17 protein-coding genes and 1 riboswitch are annotated in these 19,503 nt (G+C 41.6%); of the genes, 10 read left to right on the forward strand and 7 right to left on the reverse strand.

The features are described from left to right. Nucleotides 1–94: 94 nt before the first annotated feature. Entirely contained in the window at nt 95–2,002 is a 1,908-nt protein-coding gene (locus ACY3FQ_RS02825) for a TonB-dependent receptor plug domain-containing protein (RefSeq protein WP_428870329.1), read from the reverse strand. Nucleotides 2,003–2,041: 39 nt separating this feature from the next. After that, a riboswitch (cobalamin riboswitch) is annotated at nt 2,042–2,248 on the reverse strand. Nucleotides 2,249–2,391: 143 nt separating this feature from the next. Here ACY3FQ_RS02825 and ACY3FQ_RS02830 point away from each other — a divergent pair. From ACY3FQ_RS02830 to ACY3FQ_RS02845, 4 genes are all read left to right on the forward strand, one after another. After that, complete coding sequence (locus tag ACY3FQ_RS02830) at nt 2,392–3,033, forward strand: phosphoribosylanthranilate isomerase (protein ID WP_428870047.1); 642 nt, start codon at nt 2,392–2,394, stop codon at nt 3,031–3,033. Continuing rightward, nucleotides 3,017–4,246 (forward strand): tryptophan synthase subunit beta, encoded by a 1,230-nt coding sequence (trpB, locus tag ACY3FQ_RS02835; protein ID WP_058870266.1) that lies wholly within the window; start codon nt 3,017–3,019, stop codon nt 4,244–4,246. Before ACY3FQ_RS02830 ends, trpB begins: the two co-directional genes overlap by 17 nt. 542 nt (nt 4,247–4,788) lie before the next feature. After that, nucleotides 4,789–5,301, forward strand: a complete 513-nt coding sequence (locus ACY3FQ_RS02840) for a DUF1543 domain-containing protein (protein WP_428870046.1) — start codon at nt 4,789–4,791, stop codon at nt 5,299–5,301. A gap of 163 nt (nt 5,302–5,464) precedes the next feature. Further along, a complete protein-coding gene (locus tag ACY3FQ_RS02845; protein WP_159153230.1) occupies nt 5,465–6,457 on the forward strand; it encodes a DUF2804 domain-containing protein in 993 nt (330 codons plus the stop codon). Between the two features lie 49 nt (nt 6,458–6,506). On the opposite strand, the gene ACY3FQ_RS02850 is transcribed toward ACY3FQ_RS02845, so the two are convergent. Together ACY3FQ_RS02850 and ACY3FQ_RS02855 are read right to left on the reverse strand one after the other, a co-directional pair. Then, nucleotides 6,507–8,339, reverse strand: a complete 1,833-nt coding sequence (locus ACY3FQ_RS02850; protein ID WP_489773605.1) for a DUF3413 domain-containing protein — start codon at nt 8,337–8,339, stop codon at nt 6,507–6,509. 112 nt (nt 8,340–8,451) lie between these two features. Next, complete coding sequence (locus ACY3FQ_RS02855; protein ID WP_428870044.1) at nt 8,452–9,327, reverse strand: metal-dependent hydrolase; 876 nt, start codon at nt 9,325–9,327, stop codon at nt 8,452–8,454. A 135-nt stretch (nt 9,328–9,462) separates the two neighbouring features. Between ACY3FQ_RS02855 and ACY3FQ_RS02860 the strand changes: the two genes are divergently transcribed. Then, on the forward strand, nt 9,463–10,485 hold the full coding sequence (locus tag ACY3FQ_RS02860; protein WP_489773606.1) for an AraC family transcriptional regulator: 1,023 nt from the start codon (nt 9,463–9,465) through the stop codon (nt 10,483–10,485). 52 nt (nt 10,486–10,537) lie between these two features. Here ACY3FQ_RS02860 and ACY3FQ_RS02865 read toward each other — a convergent pair whose 3' ends face one another. Then, nucleotides 10,538–11,869 carry a Na+/H+ antiporter NhaC family protein gene (locus ACY3FQ_RS02865; protein WP_234304517.1) on the reverse strand — a complete coding sequence of 444 codons (1,332 nt, stop codon included), beginning with the start codon at nt 11,867–11,869 and terminating at the stop codon, nt 10,538–10,540. A gap of 372 nt (nt 11,870–12,241) precedes the next feature. Here ACY3FQ_RS02865 and trpA point away from each other — a divergent pair, with 372 nt between their 5' ends. Genes trpA through ACY3FQ_RS02885 form a run of 4 tightly spaced genes read left to right on the forward strand, consistent with a single transcriptional unit; the run spans nt 12,242 to nt 16,222 of the window. Next, the gene (gene trpA, locus ACY3FQ_RS02870) at nt 12,242–13,045 is read left to right on the forward strand and encodes a tryptophan synthase subunit alpha (protein ID WP_004983629.1); all 804 of its coding nucleotides are present in this window, start codon (nt 12,242–12,244) and stop codon (nt 13,043–13,045) included. After that, nucleotides 13,042–13,938, forward strand: a complete 897-nt coding sequence (gene accD, locus ACY3FQ_RS02875; protein ID WP_004697788.1) for an acetyl-CoA carboxylase, carboxyltransferase subunit beta — start codon at nt 13,042–13,044, stop codon at nt 13,936–13,938. Before trpA ends, accD begins: the two co-directional genes overlap by 4 nt. Continuing rightward, the gene (folC, locus tag ACY3FQ_RS02880; protein ID WP_489773607.1) at nt 13,935–15,218 is read left to right on the forward strand and encodes a bifunctional tetrahydrofolate synthase/dihydrofolate synthase; all 1,284 of its coding nucleotides are present in this window, start codon (nt 13,935–13,937) and stop codon (nt 15,216–15,218) included. The genes accD and folC overlap by 4 nt, the downstream gene beginning before the upstream one ends. Beyond that, complete coding sequence (locus ACY3FQ_RS02885; protein WP_489773608.1) at nt 15,209–16,222, forward strand: SPOR domain-containing protein; 1,014 nt, start codon at nt 15,209–15,211, stop codon at nt 16,220–16,222. The genes folC and ACY3FQ_RS02885 overlap by 10 nt, the downstream gene beginning before the upstream one ends. Nucleotides 16,223–16,248: 26 nt before the next feature. Here the strand turns inward: ACY3FQ_RS02885 and ACY3FQ_RS02890 are convergent, their stop codons facing one another. The 3 genes from ACY3FQ_RS02890 to ACY3FQ_RS02900 form a co-directional block, all read right to left on the reverse strand. Next, nucleotides 16,249–16,824 carry a dual specificity protein phosphatase family protein gene (locus ACY3FQ_RS02890; RefSeq protein ID WP_489773609.1) on the reverse strand — a complete coding sequence of 192 codons (576 nt, stop codon included), beginning with the start codon at nt 16,822–16,824 and terminating at the stop codon, nt 16,249–16,251. Beyond that, the gene (locus tag ACY3FQ_RS02895; protein WP_489773610.1) at nt 16,821–17,645 is read right to left on the reverse strand and encodes an MBL fold metallo-hydrolase; all 825 of its coding nucleotides are present in this window, start codon (nt 17,643–17,645) and stop codon (nt 16,821–16,823) included. Before ACY3FQ_RS02895 ends, ACY3FQ_RS02890 begins: the two co-directional genes overlap by 4 nt. A gap of 310 nt (nt 17,646–17,955) precedes the next feature. Then, the gene (locus ACY3FQ_RS02900; RefSeq protein ID WP_178928712.1) at nt 17,956–18,597 is read right to left on the reverse strand and encodes a peroxiredoxin; all 642 of its coding nucleotides are present in this window, start codon (nt 18,595–18,597) and stop codon (nt 17,956–17,958) included. 522 nt (nt 18,598–19,119) lie between these two features. Between ACY3FQ_RS02900 and ACY3FQ_RS02905 the strand changes: the two genes are divergently transcribed. Continuing rightward, entirely contained in the window at nt 19,120–19,377 is a 258-nt protein-coding gene (locus tag ACY3FQ_RS02905; protein WP_428870041.1) for a hypothetical protein, read from the forward strand. Nucleotides 19,378–19,503: the final 126 nt, after the last annotated feature.

Here is a 19,503-nt window from a genome sequence, read left to right on the forward strand (position 1 = left end):
CTAGAATTTTTAAGTCATAAAAAAGGATAATGTCGGTCAGAACATTATCCATAAACTGCGCTGTTTTAAATGTTTTTTGAGGCTTTAAGTTAAATTAATAACGGAAAGTGACTCCAGCAGAAGCAAGGCGACCGCCGTTGATATACCAATCTTTAGATGGGTAAGTATTTAATACCTCACGATATTTAACATCACCTACATTTTGAATATTGGTAAATAGTTTTACATTTGGATTGATGTTCCAAAAAGCATTGAAGTCAACAGTGGCATAACCTGGTACTTTTACAGAATTTTCACTATTACTGGCATTCGAGTTTGAACGAGCAATTGCAGAAACACTTACACCATAAATCGCATTTTCTAAACCAGTGGTTAAGGTAACTGTATTTTTAGGGCGGTAGGCAATTTCTAAACCAGTTTCTTTATTTTCGGTTTTTACATAGGCATATTCAGTTGATAAGAAAAGATCATTTTGTTTCCATTTAAGACCAACTTCACCACCAGTAAATTGCGCTTTATTGATGTTTTCATAAGTGGTTGTTGATATATTTGTTGCAGAATCATAACTTGGGAATGATGTAATTAAGTTTTTAATATCTGTTTTGTATGCTGATAAATAGAGTGCTAATGCAGACGTAAACTGATGGTCTAAACCAATTTCATAAGAAATACTTTCCTCTGGCTTGAGGTTGGTATTGCCATAAGTATGATAGATTCCATATTGATCAGACTCTTCGCTATAGTAATAGAGTTCTGTAAGTGCAGGAGCTCTAAATGCTGTTCCAACATTGGCATAAACACTGGTTGTCGGTTGTATAAAATAACGAATAGCGCCTTGTCCAACAGTATGATTACCAAAACGTTCATTATCTTCTAGACGTACACCAACTTGGGTATTAAATTTTTCGTTTTTAAATTGGTGTTGTACATAATAACCCGTGCTATCTACACTTTGGTTACTGTTTAAAATGGTATTACTTTTGAAATTTGCATCATTATAAGTTGCACCAACTAAAATGTTTTGATTCGGTGTGAATTTCCATTTTAGATTTAAGTCACCTTGATTATTTTCAGTATTATAGTATGAACCATAATCACGTACATCTTGCTTATCTTGAACATTTGCATATTGCGTATTCAAAACTAAATTAGGCAAAATGTTATAAGCAACTTTGGCATTGATGACACGATTCTCAAATTGACGAGGCGAATCGTTGTTTAAGCTTAGATAATGGAAAAGATTAGTCCCTTTATTTTCGCTAATAGAGACACTGGTATCAATTAGGTCTTTTTGAGTATAACCTAGTTTCGCATTGTAGCCCTTTTGGTCATATCCAGCTTTTTTATTTTTAGATTGGCTTTCGAAGATAGGTGTACCATCACTTTCTAAGCGTTGTCCACCAACTTGAGCATAGAAACCTTGATTGGTAACTAAATTAGCATTTACGATCGTTTTATAAGTATTATTTTCACCGTAAATCCCCGTTAATTCAGCACCTGATTTTTCTGGTTTTTTAGAAATTAATTGAATAACCCCGCCAATTGCATCACTACCATATTGTACTGATGCAGGACCTTTTAAGATTTCAATTTGTTGTGCATCATTGGTATCAATAAAGCCAGAAAATAAAGGTGAATAATGATTCTGATTATTTAATCGAGCGCCATCTTTTAAGACAAGTGTATGGGGCTGATACGTTCCACGTAGATAGATTTCTGGTACTTGTCCAATACCCCCCGATTGTTTGATATAAATACTTGCATCTTTTTGAATTAGATCAGACAAGTTAAGCGTGGGATTTTTTTCGATCGTCTTTTGATCAATTACATTAATACGTGCAGGTACATCTTTAATCTTTTCTTCAGAACGCGATGCGGTAACCACTAAAGTTTCTAAAGATGCATTGACAGAAGAATCTGTATTTGCTTGTGCCGATACGGAGAAACCCATCGCAATAGCGATAGCACCTACAAGTGCAGTAGGTTGAAAAAGAGTAGACATGTTTTTACGCTCCATACATTCACCCCCCGTGAATGATTGAGTTAAATGGCGCAACAAGCAGGTCTCCGGACTTAAATATAAATATTGCGAACAATATTGGTATATCCATCTTCCCACACGAGTGCAGTGATGTAAGTGCAAATACTTATAAAGATATACGTTTCGTTTTACCGTTGCGGGGGCAGTGTTGGATTCTCACCAACTTCCCTAAAGCATAGTGCTTAGACTTATTGCATTTGAGCGAAGTATAAGGTTTGTATGCGAATTAAACAATCTATGTAAAGATTTTTCAGGATGAACTTTACGCAAGGTGAAAAAATTGCATTACAATGATTCGCCCTGTTATTTATAGATCAGCTATAAATAGGGTTGAGCCAGAGTCATAACCTATGCGAACCCGTGCCAAAATTTGTGGAATTACCCGTAGCCAAGATATTCACGCTGTGGTCAATGCCGGGGCAGATGCAATTGGTTTTGTATTTTTCCCGCCTAGTCCACGCCATGTAAGTGCCGCTCAAGCTAAAGAATTGATTCAACACGTGCCTGCGTATGTGCAAACTGTTGGGCTTTTTGTGAATGCCACAGCGGATGACATTGCCGATGTGTTAAAACTAGTAGCGCTGGATATCATTCAATTTCATGGTGATGAAACACCAGAAGACTGTCAGGCAATTGCGGCACAGGTTGGGCGCCGTTGGTATAAAGCCATTCAAGTAATATCTGAAATGGATGTGGTGGCAGAAGTTCAACGCTTTCAACAGGCAGGGGCAAGCGCAGTGCTCTTAGATGCATGGCATCCTGAACTGAAAGGGGGAACAGGACACAGTTTTGACTGGTCACAATTCCCCAAACTGGATATTCCTTTGATTTTAGCTGGTGGTTTAACCCCAACTAATGTTGAAGACGCTATAAAGACGACTGGGGCTTATGCTGTAGATGTCAGCGGAGGCGTCGAATCCGCTAAAGGTATAAAAGACCAACAACTTATAGAAAACTTCATGCAAGGAGTCCATCGTGGATCAGCAAAGTAATGTGATTGACTATACCCAATACCCAGATGCAAAAGGGCATTTCGGTATCCATGGCGGACGTTTTGTGTCAGAAACTCTAATGGCTGCATTAGAAGACTTAGAAAAGCTCTATTTCCGTATGAAAGATGATGAGCAATTTCTGGCAGAATTCGACCGTGACCTCGCCTACTATGTAGGTCGTCCTAGTCCTTTATATTATGCTGAGCGATGGTCGAAAGAGTTGGGTGGGGCGCAAATTTACTTAAAACGTGAAGATTTGAACCATACTGGCTCACATAAAGTGAATAACACCATTGGTCAGGCACTATTGGCAAAACTGTCTGGTAAAAAACGTATTATTGCCGAAACAGGTGCTGGTCAGCATGGTGTAGCAACGGCCACGATTGCCGCACGTTTAGGGCTTGAATGTGTGGTATTCATGGGTGCTGAAGACGTGAAACGTCAAGCCATGAACGTGTACCGTATGCGTTTACTCGGTGCGACCGTTGTTCCTGTGGAAAGTGGCTCTAAAACATTGAAAGATGCCATGAACGAAGCTATGCGTGATTGGGTGACCAATGTTGATTCAACTTACTATGTGATTGGTACGGTTGCAGGCCCACACCCATATCCGCAGTTAGTTCGTGACTTCCAATCCATTATTGGTCGTGAAGCTCGTAAACAAATTCAAGAGCAAGCAGGGCGTTTACCTGATGCTTTAGTGGCGTGTGTGGGCGGTGGTTCAAATGCAATGGGCTTGTTCTATCCATTCTTAAATGATGCTGATGTGAAAATGTACGGCGTTGAAGCAGCAGGCTATGGCATTGAAACGGGCAAACATTCTGCACCGTTAAATGCAGGTCATGTCGGTGTTTTACATGGTAACCGTACTTACTTGATGTCGGATGAACAAGGTCAAATCATTGAAACGCATTCGATTTCTGCTGGTTTGGACTATCCGGGTGTAGGTCCTGAACATAGCTTCTTAAAAGATATGCACCGTGTTGAATATGTTCCGATCAATGACAATGAAGCCTTACAAGGCTTCCGTGATTTAACCCATATTGAAGGGATTATTCCTGCACTGGAAAGTTCTCATGCGATGGCTTATGTCACTAAACTTGCGCCAACCATGTCTAAAGATCAAATTATTATTGCGACTGTTTCAGGTCGTGGTGATAAGGACTTAATGACTGTGGCGCGCATTGATGGCGTGGAAATGGTTGAGATGTAAGAATCCTCCACTAACCACTTTTGAAAAAGAGAGAAAAGCCTCCCCCCCTTTTTTAATAAATGAGGGTTGGGTAGATTACAAAAATCGTGCTGAAGTAATTCAGCACGATTTTTTTTGAAATAGACGTTTATCCAAAACATGAATAAGTGAAGGTGACCTAGATGTTGCCCGTTGAGCAGCATTACAGGGATGTAATGTCTGCTCAATAAGATGGTTTTGTTACTTTTGACGAAACAAAAGTAAGATATTTCCTCCCAATGAAAGCTCTGGTCAAATCTATCTTACTGGTCATGTAACGTTATCTGTATTTTGACGGAGTCTTACCGCTTACACCTCAAATGTAAGGAGTTCATAATGTTACTTTGGATAAGCCCAAAGTAACCAAAGGCATTGTCATTCGCAAAACTCGTCCTATACTTTCATGTGATTAATATCGTTGCAAAAACATTTCTCTCGCAGTGTGGTCTACCTCGAACAATTGCGAATAACGTTTCCGTGAATCTCATGTTAGCTGTAAAAATGTGTCAAAAAAAGGAAATAGAATGCCCAACTTATTTATGGTCATGCTTGGTGGTCGCCATGCCCACGCCAATACCGAAGTTCATGATGTTGTATTTGCTGTCGCTGACAGATTACAAGACACCTACCCGCAACTTAAAAATGCGTGGTTTGGTGAACAAAAAGGCTTACATATTGATGCTTGGACGCAAGTGAATGGTGTTGAAAGTGCAGGGAGAAAATACCAAATACAGTTTAGTGATGCACAGCCTCAAGTCACAGATGAAAAACTGTGGCTCATAAATTTAGGTGGGTATGACACACATGAATTTGGGGAGTTACATCGTTATGTACTCGTGGTTGCTCCGCATGCCGCAGAAGCCAAACAACTTGGCAAACAACATTTTGATCAAAAGTGGCAAAAGCAACATACTGACCGTATTTTAGAAGTCGATGACTGTATCTCGATTGATTGTGTACATGGGCGTTATGTGGCTTTGGTTGAAGCTGAGTTTGATGCAAATACGTGGGAAAATACATATCTCATGTTAAATTAGAATCAACAGGTTCGCTCTTTCTGGCATAAGATGGATTAAAACGAAAAAACGAGTTTCATGAATAATTTGATGAAAAAAACAACTAAATACTATTCATGATTAAAATTATAGGCATAATATGCCTATGGATATTCATTAACTTTTGCTTAAGGATAAAGCATCAATGGATTTGATACAGTCCAACGGACAACCACATTATGGTCGGTTTAGCGAACTTCCAAAAACCATTGATTTAAATAAGTATCAGTATAAAACCCCGTATGGCGAAGTCCTCACTGGCTGGCGGAAAAAGCTGAAATATAAGAAGTTTAAGTTTTGTAGCATTCAACATGAGCATTACACCATTGGCTTAGCGATCGCTGATATTGCTTGGGCTGGGCATGGTTTCGTTTATATTTACGATCATCTTAAAAATGAAGTGCTTGAATGGAATGCCGTGAATTTTCTGGCGCGTAAAACCGTATTAGATGAACAACCTTTGTATAACCAAAGTGTGTTTGCAAATTCACCGTTTCAAATTGAAATTCAGCATGCCAATGGGGTGCGTTATGTTCAAGTCACTAAGTATGGTGAGATTAAGCTGAGTGCCCGAATTTTCTGCGCAGGTACTGATCCATTGAGTATGTGTAGTCCAACAGGGATTAATGGTTGGACTTATACTCAGAAATTGACCACCTTAGCGTGTGAGGGTTTTTTTACCAATAAAGCGGGGCAGATCATTCAGTTTAATGAGCGGACCTTGGCTGCGCTAGATGATACCTGTGGTTTCCTCCGACCGGAAACAGCTTGGTTTTGGCTTTCTTGTAGTTTTTGGGATGCACAGGGTAAGCGTATTGGTCTGAACTTAGCCTCTGGTGTGAATGAAAGTTTTGGCAATGAAAACTGTCTGTGGGTGAATGGAAAGCTCTACACTGTGAGTGATGTTCTGTTCCAAATGGAAGAAGAAGGGCGTTGGAGCATTCGCTCGCTAGATGAACGCTTAAATTTAACCGTGACCACGGGGTGGCGCCGTTTTGAAAATCTAAATTTGCGTCTCGTGGGCAGTCAGTTTAGTCAGTGGCAAGCCAAAATTAGCGGTACGATTCAGCAGGGTGATCAAGAGATTGTATTGCTAAATGAATATGGACTGCTCGAACAGCACTATGCAAAGTGGTAAAAACACTTGTGATAAAAAAACCGGCATCATGCCGGTTTTTCTTTTGCCTTTATTTATTAAAACGACTAATTTGCTCCAATGCTGCTTGAACATGAGCATAGTTTGGCTCTTGATCTGACATTGGCTGATTCTTTTTGTCTAAGATTTCGAATTGCCCAATAGCCCCCACTTCTAAGATGTTTTTAGGGGTAACAATGCCATATTTACTATAGCTTGAGGTTAAAATCCAATCACGTTGAATTTGTGCTCCCAACAAATCTTCACCCACTGAATAGTCGTGAATTTTTGTGGTCACACCCAAATAGTTCTTCATGAGAGTTGGAACAATATCTTGATGGCTAGTTAAAACTTGGTTATTCCATAGTTTATCAGCTTGAATCTTCGGACCAATGATTGCAAAAGGAACTTTGACTTGAGGGTCGGTAAAGTTACCATTATGTCCCCAGAAGTTTTGAAGATTATCATTCACCTCTTGTCCGTGGTCGCCAGTAATGATGACCAATGTGTTTTCTGCATCACCCGTTTCTTTTAGTTTATCTAAAACCTGTTTCACAATGCTGTCGACGTAGTGCACACTGGTTTTATAACGATTCATCATTAATGAACGATCAGAATCATTACTTAACTTGAGATAATTAACCTCATCCAGCATAGGTTTGTACTGGTGTGGATAGTCTTTAGAGAAGCTGTATCCGTGTGGGGAGTCGTAAAATAAAAATGAAAAGGTCGGTTTGTTTCGATCTCTTTTTTCATACCACTTTAACCAATCCTGCGTTAGTTCTTCATCTATACCCCCCGCCACTTTGCCAGAAGAACCAATACGTAAATTTGGCACTTTTGAAAATGCGGTTTCGTGGAATTCAGGGTTGGTTAATTTGGCAGCAGCAAATAAACCGAGTTGATAATTCAGTGCTTGCAAACGGTCAATAAATACTGGACTTTGGCGGTTCACAATCATGCCATGCCAGTAAGTACCAGGAATACCATAGAACATCCCAAAAATACCTGTGCGTGTGGCATTTCCTGTTGAATAGTGTTGATTAAAAATCTTTCCGTTCTGCGCATAACTCCACAAGTTTGGTGAGTTGTCTGCATTAAATGTGTCTGCACGCCAAGAATCAATCACGATAAACATAATATTGGTGGGTTGCTTTGGAGCTTCTCCAACAATCGGCGTCAGCGGATAATTCAGGTCACTTTTACGTTCTAAAGACATAGCCTTTTGTTTTTCTAAGGCTTCTTCATCAATCCAGCCGTACTTTTTCATGGTTTTATTCGAGGTCATCGGATAAAACATCGGTAAATAGCGTTGTGTCATGGTCACAGGTTGATAGACATGTGCTGCAGCCCAAACGTGAATACCATTACTTAAAAGTAAAGCGACAAACACTAAGCCTGTAAACTTTTTACCAATGCTCCATGAAAAAGTGGGTAATTTTTTCTCTAAGAATCGGATCAAGTAAAATTGTGCCGCAAAAATACAGGTAATCGCAGCAATGACCATCAGCCATGTTGAGAGTGAGAAACTCACAACCTGACCTGACATCACCAGCTCCAGCATGACGGTATTGATATGGAAACGGTACTGTGCATAAACGAAAGTATCTATGATCAGTGCAATGAGTGCCAAGCTAGCAATACTTGCTTGCGTAATATGGCGTAGCGTATTGGGTAGAAATAAGCTCGGAATCAAGATCAAGCCAATCAGGGACGCAAGCACAGTCATGTGCGAGAATGTTCCAGTAAATAAGAAACTGAATCCCAGTAAATCTGTTGGAAACTCAGATAAATACAGGAAATATCTGCAAGCAATGAGCATCGAGATCACTGCATTGACCATGATCAGATAACCAAGAACGCGGAGTTTGAATTTAAACGACATTTTTAACTTCGGATGTAATCGGACATACAAATTCAACTTCATATGCCCATGTTTTAAGATGGCGTATGATACCTAAACTCATCCAAAGTGTATATTTGTTGCGCTTACTGAATTATTTCCCTGCTTGCCAAAAAGCTTCACTTGCTAAAATCGGGTCATGACTTTCTGCTAGGGTATCGATCCAAACATCGTACTGTTCAATCACTGGATGTTGATTGGGATGAAAGTCTTTCTTAAACCAATCGAGATATTGACCACGCATCCGTGACAGTATCCCTTTTTCCCCAAAGAACCAAGGCAGCCCTTTACGCATCATTTGCAAGCGTTGAATACGGCTAAAGCCATCATGCTTGAGCATGACATCTGCACGATAAGTGGTGAAACCAAACATCATCACCGTGGTAAAGGCCAATGCAAATAGACGCGTCGCTTCAGGTACATGTCCGACTTGTTTCATCACATCAAACGCCACATCACGGTGTTCCATTTCTTCAATGGCATGCCATGCAAATAAAGCACGTACATAGGGATGAGCTTCAGCCAACGTGGCTTTATGGCTATAAAAAGTCTCGGCCATCAGTGCGGTTAAATGTTCTGCCGCAGCCGTCATGGCAATGTTGTACTGCGGCGAGCGTTTGCTTAATTCGAACTCAAAGATTTTATTTAAACGCTGAATAAACTGATCAACAGGCATGCCTTGTTCTCGCATGACCTGATTCATTTTGTCGTGGGCAATGCCATGCTGTGCTTCCTGTTTAATAAAATCACTGACACGAGCCGCTAAGCTTGGGTCTGTAATTTGGTCCCTAAACAAACGCACGCTTTGAATAAAATAGCGTTCTCCATCGGGGAAAGTGAGGCTGAGTGCATCGAACATGCGCGTCCGAAATGGGTCACCGCCAAACCAAAAACGGGGCACTTCATCGAGCTTAAAATTAAGTTGGGTTCGCACAATCGGTTCAATAGGGGCTGTAATAATGGCATTCATTTTGTTTTACTTCATTTGCCTTGGATGATTGCAGTATGTCGGAGAAAATGCAGTTTGTTTTGACAGATATTGCCATTTTTTATACATTTTACGCCAATGTGAAAATATCGCATGTCAAATAGCGGGTAGGCCGTCATGCAAGAATTACAAATCCCCAATGGTTATTTTCAGCTCTGGAATATGTATCTTATAGAGCAAGGAATCGATTTTCATCAACTCGGTTTTTTAGCGCAATATCAGTATGAATTGGAGCATGTATTACAACTGTCAATCGATACCCAATCACCATTTTCTTTCTTTCAAACGATTTTGCAACTGACGCGAGAACAGTTGGATTGTCCTCAGTTGATTATGGAGATGGCAAAATTTATTCAACCTGAGCATTTTGGTGTTTTAGGTTATATGGCCACACGCAGTAATAGCATGGCTGAAGCACTGAGTTATGTGATGCGCTTTAGTCGTTTGGTGATTGATGGGGCAGAAGCTAGTCCCATGCAGATGCAGCAATGGGGCAATGAAATTTGGCTGACTTGGCCTTTTCTCAATGAGAAATATGCTTCACTGAATGAAATGACCATGGCATCCATTGTGCATTTGGCCAAGAAAATTTTCCCCGATCAATTACAATTCTTAAAAATCCAAATGGCGCATCCAGCCCAGATGGCACAGTATCATTATCAAAAATTTTATGGCTGTGAAGTGAGCTTTAATCAAGCCTGCTATGCCTATGTGATGAGTGCGGACAGTTTGACTTTAAAATCGGGCTTTGCTGATCCTTCTTTAACGCAGCTTTTACTGAAACAAGCAGAGGTAGCAATTGCCCTCAAGCCTCGTTATGAGAGCGTATTGCAACAGATTCATAGCGCCGTGGCTGATTATCTTAAGGCACATGCGGAAGCTCCTAAAATTGAACAGATTGCCAATGAATTACACCTGTCAACGCGGACCTTACAACGCCAGTTGCAAGACTGGGATAGTTCATTTAAGCAAGTACTTGAGTCAGAGCGCATGAAACGATGTGAATATCTCTTACAACAAGGTTTGAGTTTAACTGAAATTGCTTTACAACTCGGCTATTCGGGACAGTCAGCTTTAGCGCGTGCTTATAAACAGCACAGTGGACAGACCTTATTACAGTTGAAACGACAACTGAAATAACAGCTGGCATAAAAAAAGCGCCTTTGGAGAGGCACTGAAATGTATGAAATGATCAGACTGATTTCAGTCGTGGAAAACGGAATACAATCGCAAGGATGGCAAAGATTGCTAGTATCCAACAGTAGTAAATGCTGCCGATGAGTTCAACTGGTGAAAGCTTTGCAATTGAGCAGGCCAATAGAAGTTGTGCACCATAGGGAATAAGCCCTTGTACAACACATGAAAAGATGTCGAGCAAAGCGGCTGCACGTTTTGGGTCTACGCCATATTCTTTAGCGACTTCACGCGCCATATCGCCCGATAAAATAATCGCTACAGTGTTGTTGGCCACAAAAATGTTGGAGAAAACCACCAAAAAGCTTAATCCGATTTCACCTGCGCGCTCACGACCAACTTTAAATAAACGGGTGAGGCTGTAAATGCGTTGAATAAGCCAGTCGAGTCCACCTTCTTTTTGCATAATGGTCGAAAGACCGCCCAAGAACATCGACAGTAAAGCGACTTCAAACATACCGACAAAACCATCATAGATGGCTGTGTTGAGTTGAATGACCGTAAATTCTGGCTGTGTAATCAGTCCCATCACCCCAGAGAGCACTACACCGACTGTAAGTACCGCAAGCACGTGTAAACGACTGAATGCGAGGAAAAACACCACCACATAGGGCAATACTAGCCAAGGGTTAAAGTCTTTGGATTGAATGGTTTCGGTTTGATGGATGCTAAAGACATAAATCGCGATTGTGATTAAAGCCGCAGGTACTGCAATCCAGACATTGACGCGAAACTTGTCTCGAAGTTGAACTTTTTGACTGGTGGTGGCTGCAATGGTGGTATCCGAAATCATTGAAAGATTGTCACCAAACATCGCACCGCCCACGACCGCACCTATGGCATAGACAGCAGCAATATCGGTGGCTTGAGAGAAACCAAAGGCAATCGGTGCACAGGCCGCAATGGTGCCCATTGAGGTACCCATTGCTGTTGCAATGAACGCTGAAATAATGAATAGCATCGGTAACACAAAGGCTGGTGGAATCGCAGACAAGCCCATTTGCACTGTGGCATCGACACTACCAATGGCGCTGGTGGTACTGGCAAATGCACCTGCCAGCATGAACACCATAAACATTAAGATGAGGTTCGGGTGACTTGCACCGCGCAGAAAGGTTTCGATGCCTTGATTTAGCTCACCGCGGTAAATCAACACCGCCAAAATAATGGCAGGAATGGCCGCAACAGGCGCTTTCATTTGATAGAACGCAAACTCGGTTCCAATCACAGAATGGTAAATACCACTGCCTAAGAAAATGGCTAAAAAAACAATAAGCGGTAACAGCGCAAGCGCACGTGCTTGCACTAAACCTGAGTTATCGGTGGTCATAGGAGATAGGGAAATGAAAGAATGTGCGTAGTATAATGCAGGTTTTGCTATTTCATAAAACTTTAAATGTAAAAGCTAAGCCGTCTATTTTTATCATTTTTTTTCAAATAAAAATAAGTTTATCTAAAACTTAGACATTTTGGTATTTCCTAAAATTAGGCATCTTTGATCATTGAGAAAAAAACCGAAATATCAGTAAATGGTGCTTTACGGTTGTTCTGAAAATATTTGACGAAAAATGAATTGGAACGCGAACGCGATGTGCTCTATTCAATGAGTAAAAAATAGCGTTACAATGCAGCGTCTTGTATTTTTACAAAGCCAACTCCTCAGTAGTTTTAATTTTAAACAAGTTAAGGAAAGCACAACCCTATGTCACGTTTAGCCACTCGTTTTGGACAGCTTAAATCTCAACAGCGTAAAGCTTTGGTTTCTTATGTTATGGCTGGTGACCCTCATCCACAGGTAACAGTTCCTTTGTTACATCAGATGGTTGAGGCGGGTGTAGATGTGATTGAACTCGGTCTTCCATTTTCAGACCCTATGGCAGATGGTCCTGTGATTGCCCTTGCTGCAGAACGCGCATTGGCAGGTGGTACCAATACCTTAGATGCTTTGAATATGGTCAAAGAGTTCCGTCAAAAGGATCAAGAGACCCCAGTCGTATTGATGGGTTATCTGAATCCTGTTGAAGTCATTGGTTATGAAAAGTTTGTATCGACTGCGCATGCATGTGGTGTCGATGGCATTCTACTGGTGGACTTACCACCAGAAGAAGCAGCAGAGCTTGATGTTGTATTGAAGCAATTTGATATGGATCAAATCTTTTTACTAGCGCCAACCTCAACGGACGAACGCATTAAACATGTGGTGAAACAAGCGAGTGGTTTCATCTATTACGTGTCTTTAAAAGGGGTCACAGGTGCAGCAACTTTAGACGTTGCTGAAGCTGCAAACCGAATTGCAAAAATTAAAGCAGAAACAGATATTCCTGTCGGTGTTGGTTTTGGGATCAGTGATGCGACATCTGCCAAAGCAATGGGCGGAGTGGCTGATGCTGTGATTGTTGGTAGTGCTTTTGTTAAGCAATTTGCAAGCTTAGCACCAGAACAAGCCGTGGTTGAAACGGTTAATAAAGTCAAGGAGCTTCGAGCAGCGCTCGATGAGTTAGTATGAGTCAAGATGTTAAATCAGGGAAAATCCTAAGCCCATCGACGCCATGGACTGAACGTGGTGTACCCGGTATTCAAGTACCTGATGAGCAAACCTCACTCAAGGCGACGTTTACAGAACCAACGATTGAATGCCCTGAGTGCCATGCACTTGTTACACGTACTGCAATGTCATTTAACGCGTATGTTTGCCCTCAGTGTGATGAACATTTGCGTATGAAAGCCCGTGATCGTTTGAATTGGTTCTTTGACCAAGTGCAAACAGAATTGGGACAAGAATTTAAAGCCAAAGATCCGTTGAAATTTGTCGACTCAAAGCCATATCCAGCGCGTATGAGTGAAGCACAGACCAAAACAGGTGAAACTGAAGCCTTGGTGGTGATGCAAGGTTTACTTAAAGGTATTCCTTTGGTTGCCTGTGCCTTTGAATTTGACTTCATGGGTGGTTCAATGGGTACGGTTGTTGGTGACCGTTTTGTGCAAGCGGCTGAAAAAGCCATTGCGGACAAACAACCTCTGATTTGCTTTGCTGCTTCAGGCGGTGCACGTATGCAAGAAGGCATGTTGTCTTTGATGCAAATGGCGCGTACTTCAGCGGCCATCCAAAAAATGAAAGACGCGGGTCTGCCATATTTGGTGGTGTTGACGCATCCAGTTTACGGCGGTGTAACGGCATCTTTAGCAATGCTCGGTGATGTACATATTGCAGAGCCGAAAGCGATGATTGGTTTTGCAGGTAAACGCGTGATCGAACAAACGGTACGTGAAAAGCTAGAAGAGCCGTTCCAGCGTGCGGAATACTTGCTTGATCATGGTGTAATCGATCAAATTGTTCACCGTCACGCATTACGTGATACAGTTTATCGTATTGTCGCGAAACTGATGAATTTGTCTTGAACACAGCACCACTTGCAACAGACTCTTTAGAAACATGGCTCGATTATTGGGGCCATGTTCACGTTACGGGGATTGATTTAGGATTGGAACGGGTCATTCCTGTAGCTGAAAAGCTCGGTGTGACACGTCCCGATGCCAAAGTTTTAACTGTAGCGGGAACCAATGGAAAAGGTTCGACCACCACTACATTGGCTGCCATTTTAAATGCGCAAGGCTATAAGGTGGGATTGTATCAGTCACCACATATTTACCGTTTTAATGAACGGGTCAAATTGCGTGGTGTAGAGGTCGATGACCAAAGCTTGGTCGATGCTTTTGTACAAGTGGATCAAGCGCGCCGTGATTGTGATTTAAGCCTCTCGTTCTTTGAGGCGACCACACTCGCGGCTTTTGTCATTTTTAAAGACCAAGCATGTGATGTTTGGGTCCTTGAAGTCGGTCTGGGCGGTCGCTTAGATGTGGTCAACGTGATTGAACCCGATGTTGCGGTGATCACCAATATTGGTTTAGACCATACTGACTGGCTGGGCGATACCATTGAAAAGATTGCCTTTGAAAAGGCAGGCATTATCCGTCCCAATATTCCTGTGGTGTTTGGCGGCTTACAACAAATCCCTCAAGCGATTATCGATAAAGCGGATGCTTGTGCTGCAAAACTTTATGCAGTGAATCGTGACTATTTTTATCAACGCAGTGAGCATGGTCAGTCATGGATGTTTGCATCCAGCGGCACTACTTTAAATTTACCTCTCGGCACATTGGCGGTTGAGAATATTTCAACAGCTGTTGCTGCTGTTTTATTGAGTGGTTTAACTGTCACTCAAGCGGCTATTTCTGAAGGAATTCAAAATGCAAAATTGCAAGGTCGTTTTGAAATTCGCCAAATACAGAACAAAACGGTAATTTTTGATGCAGGGCATAACCCGCATGGTGTTGCTTTTTTATTAAATCAATTGCGAAATTTCCTAAAATACAATAAACAGTACACTGAAGTAGTCAGTGTTTTCTCGGTGTTGGCAGATAAAGATGTGAAATCTGTCACAGAGTTATTGAAAGATTCCATACAAATGTGGAAAATTGCGGCATTAACTGTCCCGCGTGCAGCTCCAATTGAACAATTGGATCAAGCGCTGCAAGGGCAACATGTGCAGCACTTTGACAGTGTGAAATTGGCTTTTAAATCAGCGCTCGACGAAACAAAGAATAATCAGCTGATTTTGGTATGTGGTTCATTTCATACCTTAGAAGCGGTATGGGAGTATTTGGAAGAATGTCAATGAATAGCAAACAACGTTGGATGGGTGGCGTTGTTTTATTAGGTGGTGGTGTCCTTTTGGCGGCATTACTGCTTAAAGGCAAAGAAGAAATACATCAAAATAATATTAAAACACCAGAGCTAGTCACACAAAATGTGCAACGTAATGCCGAAGGTGAGTTGGTTCAACTTCAGCCGTTAACGGTTGATGTTGAAACAGAAAAGCGTTTACTGGAACAACAACGTGTAGCACGTGAAAAATCGGTTGCTGAACAAGAAGCTCGTGCGGCCGAATTTTTAGCAATGCAACAGCAAGCCGAAGCAGATGCTGCACGTAAAGCAGCGGAAGAATATGCCGCGTTGAATGCGCACCGTAATGCTGCACAGCAAAGCTCGGACAACATTCCACCAGAATTGGTTGAAGATGAAAAAGCCAAGCAACAGCGACTTGCTGCGGATAAAGCCGCTGAAGTAAAGAAGTTGGAACAGCAAAAGCTGCAATCGCGTACTGAAGCTGAAAAAGCAGCGGCTGCAAAAAAACTGGCTGAGCAAAAAGCCTTAGCAGAAAAGCAAGCACTTGAAGATAAAGCTAAGCGAGAAGCTGAGGCTAAACGTAAAGCAGAAGATGAGCGTAAGGCTGAAGCGAAAAAAGAAGCCGAACGTAAAGCAGATGCTGAGAAAAAAGCGGAAGATAAACGTAAGGCAGATGAAAAGCGTAAAGCTGATGAAGCAAAGAAAAAGGCGGAAGCTGAAAAAGCACGTGATTTGCTTGAACATGGCGATAAGCAGTGGATGGTACAGGTGGCATTGGCTGCCAATGAAGCCAATGCGGATGCACTGGCGGCGAAACTTCGTGCCAAGGGCTATAAGGTCACTAAAAGTCCAACCTCTAAAGGCGTACGGATTATGGTGGGGCCATCTAAAGACCGTGATACTGCCGATGCAGCCCGCAAGAAGATTACTGCAGATGCGAGCCTGGGTATGAAGTCCGCATGGGTGATTGACTGGGTGCCACTCGACAAACGTTAAGATCGGGTTAAAACCAATTGCCTTCACTAAGATGGATTTAACAGTTGCTGTTGAATCCATTTTATATTTTCAGGGCTGAATAATGGCTCAATATTTTGCCAAATTGGATGAAAACCATAACCGCCATGTTTCATCTCAGCCAAGGCATCAGCGGTAGACCAGTTTTGAAAGATAATGCGGTACATAGCCACACTCGCACCTGTACGGTCTGAGCCATGGTAGCAATGCAGTAAAACTTTTTGCTGGTTTTGCTCCGCATGTTGAATTTGCTGCATCACCTTTAATAAATCTTCTCGGTCAATCGCCCATGTATGAATCGGGATATGCACCAATTCAAACCCTTGGTTGGACAGTTTTTTCAGGTCTTGATTGTGTGAGCGTAAATTAATAATCACATGAATTTCTTGTGCTTTTAAACTCGGAACTAAATCTTGATCGGGTTGCTCACTACGAAAAACAGTTTCACTGATTTGATAGAAATTATGCGCAGGTTGGATGGACTGTCCCCAGTGTTGTGGACGCTCGGTCTCGGGCAGCGCAGGCGCAGTCATACAGCCAGAAACACTGATACACAGAGAAAGCATAACAAGATATTTGGTCATAGGATCAGGCTCTGATGGTGTGAAAGTTCAACAGGGTCATGCGCACAAAAGATTTCGATACTTGGTTCAGACTGTGACAATTTTTGAATCTTATGCAGGTTGCTTAAGCGCTGTGCATTATCTTCGGCAAAAAATACTTCCAAGGTATTTAAGCTACGAAGTTTATTTTGAGGGTTAAGCTCTAGGTGGGAGTAGTAGGCATCCCCGCAGAAGAGTGTCCAACCCTGTTGGGTTTTAATGGCAATGCCACAGTGACCTTCAGTATGCCCAAACAGTGGAATCAAAAGAATCTCATTATGAAATAAGTCAAACCCTTGCACTTGAGTCAAATTAAACCATGCGTCACCATGAATCGGCTCAATAAAGTGCCAATGGCGATGTTGCTGAAATTGTTGTGTTTTATAACGGGCTTTATTTTTAAATGATTTCAGGTTTTGTGCCGCATTATATTCGTTAGACAGGATATGTACTGTTGCATTGGGAAAGTCGGAAATCCCCCCCGCATGGTCAAAATCCAGATGTGAAACCAAAATGTGTTTGACATCCTTTGGGCTAAAGCCAAGTTTTTGGATTTGTGCAATGGCTGTTAATTCTAAGTTTTGTTCAATTTTTCCAATCCGAGCCACCAAATGCCCCAAACGCTGTTTGGTGTGTAGATAGTCCTGTATGCCTAAGCCCGTATCAATCAGCACCAGCCCTTGATCTGTTTCAACCAAAAGACAATGGCACACAACCTTAGCTTGAAAACCTTTTTGACCAAAGAGTGGGGCACACACTGGACACATGGTGCCGCAATGTAAATGGTGAATGTTATAGATCATAAAGTCATTTTTATCGTATTGTTTTGACTGTTATAGCGGAAGATGTGAGTTTTAACAGTTTGATTTTGTTAAAGAGTCATGTGTATCTGCTTTAAGCGGAAAAAAGCCTGTCGATTGACAGGCTTTCAAAAGTTCAAACTCGGCTCGTCATTGGAGTTTGAAACGATCATACAAGGTGACTCTGAACGTATTTTTATGGGTTAGTTTCCTCTTTTAGATTGCTTGGAGTTCGGTACCCAATTTTTGTTTTCAATGGAGCTGCTCGGTCAAAACCTCGGGCTTCACTTGTCTGCTGCCACAGCAGAATATTTTATCCTTGCTCAGGCTGTGGAGTCAGGCGTAAATACGGGGTGACTGCTTTATAACCTTTCGGAAAGCGCTGTGCGATTTCAGCTTCATCTTTGAGTGATGGCACAATCACCACATCTTCGCCTTGTTGCCAGTTCGCAGGAGTTGCAACTTTGTGGTGATCGGTCAGTTGCAGTGAGTCAATCACGCGTAAGATTTCATGGAAATTACGACCAGTTGATGCAGGGTAGGTAATAATCAAACGGACTTTTTTGTTTGGGTCGATAATCACTAAAGAGCGAACCGTTAATGTTTCACTGGCATTGGGATGGATAAAACCATATAACTCAGACACTTTACGGTCTTGGTCGGCAATGATCGGGAAGTTCACCGTGGTGTTTTGGGTTGCATTGATGTCTTTAATCCAGCCCTGATGTGACTCGACATCATCGACTGAGAGGGCAATGGCTTTTACGCCACGTTTTTCAAATTCATCTTTGAGTTTTGCGGTAAAGCCAAGCTCGGTGGTACATACTGGCGTGTAGTCAGCAGGATGTGAAAATAGTACTCCCCAGCTATCACCTAAAAATTGATAAAAATCGATTTCGCCTTCGCTCGAAGCCTGTTGAAAGTTGGGTGCGATGTCGCCTAAACGTAAACTCATGTTGAACCTCAAATTATCTTTATGTCTATGGAATGAACATCACTATGGCGCAATTTCTTTTGCATGAAAAATAGTGTTTTATTATTTGTTTATACAAAATATTCATAATTGGTCGGATAGGTGTTCTGTATTTGGGGATGCCAAAGATGACCTCATTGTTGCTCTAGAGATCGCTTATTTGCATATTTGGTAACGGTGTTTAGACGAGATTATTTCTGCTTCTGAAGAGTATCGCTCTATAGAATTGATCGTGCATAGGATCGGTTTATGATTGGCTATAATTCTTTGCATGATTGATTTATAGTTGTTTTTTAAAGTAATTTCACAAAGTATAAAAAACTTGAGTATTAGAACAATGAAAAAAATAGGGATAGCCCTGACTTTAGTGTTATGGGGATTGGAAGTAACCCATGCGCAGAATGGTGGCAATTGAAACAAGCCCAAGTCAGTACTGCTTGTCAAACGCCACAACAAATTACAGATTAATATCTAGCGTCTCAAAAAAGCCTTACACAGCGGAAAGTGGCACTGTCTCAGGCTCTCGAGCGTGAGTTGGCTCAAGGTCAGAATACGAATGCGAGTAATGTCTATAATATTACCTGCGTACAGCTTGTTCCGATTCTTACCGCAATGCGGGTCAATGATGAACAACTCTTGGGTTTCCTACAGAGCATGAATCCAAGTCAGTCCAATAATGGGGTGAAAGCCTTGCTGCGGCAAAATCAAGCACTTGAAAGCAAAACCTTGAATAACTGCAAACAATTAAAGTCACTACTTTAAAAAAGACCTTGAATCCTGATGAGTTCGGATGAAATCTCTATGTCGGCTGTTTAAAATTTGTTACATTAGTTTGCCTTAGATTCGACGGGCTAGAAACAATGAATAGATTTTTTAAATGGTTTTGTG

Source organism: Acinetobacter sp. AB03, from assembly GCF_058107045.1.

What these genes read in the sequence shown, in the direction of transcription:
- ACY3FQ_RS02825 (WP_428870329.1), bottom strand. Translation starts at nt 2,002, where the DNA reads ATGTCTACTCTTTTTCAACCTACTGCACTTGTAGGTGCTATCGCTATT.
- ACY3FQ_RS02830 (WP_428870047.1), top strand. Translation starts at nt 2,392, where the DNA reads ATGCGAACCCGTGCCAAAATTTGTGGAATTACCCGTAGCCAAGATATT.
- ACY3FQ_RS02840 (WP_428870046.1), top strand. Translation starts at nt 4,789, where the DNA reads ATGCCCAACTTATTTATGGTCATGCTTGGTGGTCGCCATGCCCACGCC.
- ACY3FQ_RS02845 (WP_159153230.1), top strand. Translation starts at nt 5,465, where the DNA reads ATGGATTTGATACAGTCCAACGGACAACCACATTATGGTCGGTTTAGC.
- ACY3FQ_RS02850 (WP_489773605.1), bottom strand. Translation starts at nt 8,339, where the DNA reads ATGTCGTTTAAATTCAAACTCCGCGTTCTTGGTTATCTGATCATGGTC.
- ACY3FQ_RS02855 (WP_428870044.1), bottom strand. Translation starts at nt 9,327, where the DNA reads ATGAATGCCATTATTACAGCCCCTATTGAACCGATTGTGCGAACCCAA.
- ACY3FQ_RS02860 (WP_489773606.1), top strand. Translation starts at nt 9,463, where the DNA reads ATGCAAGAATTACAAATCCCCAATGGTTATTTTCAGCTCTGGAATATG.
- ACY3FQ_RS02865 (WP_234304517.1), bottom strand. Translation starts at nt 11,869, where the DNA reads ATGACCACCGATAACTCAGGTTTAGTGCAAGCACGTGCGCTTGCGCTG.
- trpA (WP_004983629.1), top strand. Translation starts at nt 12,242, where the DNA reads ATGTCACGTTTAGCCACTCGTTTTGGACAGCTTAAATCTCAACAGCGT.
- accD (WP_004697788.1), top strand. Translation starts at nt 13,042, where the DNA reads ATGAGTCAAGATGTTAAATCAGGGAAAATCCTAAGCCCATCGACGCCA.
- ACY3FQ_RS02885 (WP_489773608.1), top strand. Translation starts at nt 15,209, where the DNA reads ATGTCAATGAATAGCAAACAACGTTGGATGGGTGGCGTTGTTTTATTA.
- ACY3FQ_RS02890 (WP_489773609.1), bottom strand. Translation starts at nt 16,824, where the DNA reads ATGACCAAATATCTTGTTATGCTTTCTCTGTGTATCAGTGTTTCTGGC.
- ACY3FQ_RS02895 (WP_489773610.1), bottom strand. Translation starts at nt 17,645, where the DNA reads ATGATCTATAACATTCACCATTTACATTGCGGCACCATGTGTCCAGTG.
- ACY3FQ_RS02900 (WP_178928712.1), bottom strand. Translation starts at nt 18,597, where the DNA reads ATGAGTTTACGTTTAGGCGACATCGCACCCAACTTTCAACAGGCTTCG.